This window comes from Heliobacterium chlorum (assembly GCF_014502795.1).
Lineage (GTDB): Bacteria > Bacillota > Desulfitobacteriia > Heliobacteriales > Heliobacteriaceae > Heliobacterium > Heliobacterium chlorum.
Map to the genome: position 1 here is coordinate 1 of NZ_JACVHF010000119.1, position 828 is coordinate 828.

2 protein-coding genes are annotated in these 828 nt (G+C 49.4%); both read right to left on the reverse strand.

Going from position 1 to position 828, the window contains the following annotated elements:
• A partial coding sequence (locus H1S01_RS20480; protein WP_188042177.1) for a hypothetical protein occupies positions 1-594 on the reverse strand: 594 nt, incomplete at its 3' end.
• A gap of 18 nt (positions 595-612) precedes the next feature.
• The coding region (locus H1S01_RS21270; RefSeq protein ID WP_207732446.1) for a hypothetical protein at positions 613-828 on the reverse strand (216 nt) is incomplete at its 5' end.

Here is an 828-nt window from a genome sequence, read left to right on the forward strand (position 1 = left end):
GGTGGTATAACCGCTTCCATACATGCCATGCCTCAGTTCACCGTTTTCACCGGAAAAAATCTTAAAATGAATGGCGTTTGTGGGAGCCCAGATGCCGGTTCCGCTCCGGGAATAACAGAGGTGATTCGAATCGGCATTGGTTTCTCCGTGAACGTGAAAGTGGTTCGTTGCATCACCGTTTTTTCGGATAACCAACCCATATCTCGCCCCACTGGTGAGTCCCGTTATGTCTACGGGAATGCTTATATAGGATTTTGCCGCAGGTAGAAATTCTGTAGGCAGCACCATTTTCTTTATCAGCGTTCCTTCGGTGCTGCCATCCAGACTAAGTCCAGAACGAATTTCCACGATCACGTCGGCCCCGATACCGTCTTTCACCAGTTCCAGTTCAATCCGGGATATCTCGGTGACACCACTCGCGGTAAAAGAAATCAGATGGTCGTAGCTCGCACAATCGAATTGGGCCACTCCAGCGCCCGTTTTGGCATCTACTTGTACTCCGTCGTAAATCAGTGAAAAGGGTTGCAACGAAAGAATGGAATTCATGGTGGCTTCATCGATTACACTTGTTCCCGCTTTGAATGCGTAGATCATGGTATCGGTGACACTCCTTTACGATGCTGAAATCGTGATCCGGGTCTCCACGGTCAGTACCATGTTGGATGACTTTGACCAGGGTTGGGTCAACAGGTTGAGCATGGTTCCGATTCCTGCCACGTCTGTCCCTCCAATGAAGATCGCCGCTTTTTGGTGATCCCCATTTGCTTCACCCGAAAGAAACTGGGTGCGAAACCGCACCTGATTTCTCGATACGATAATGCTAGACAC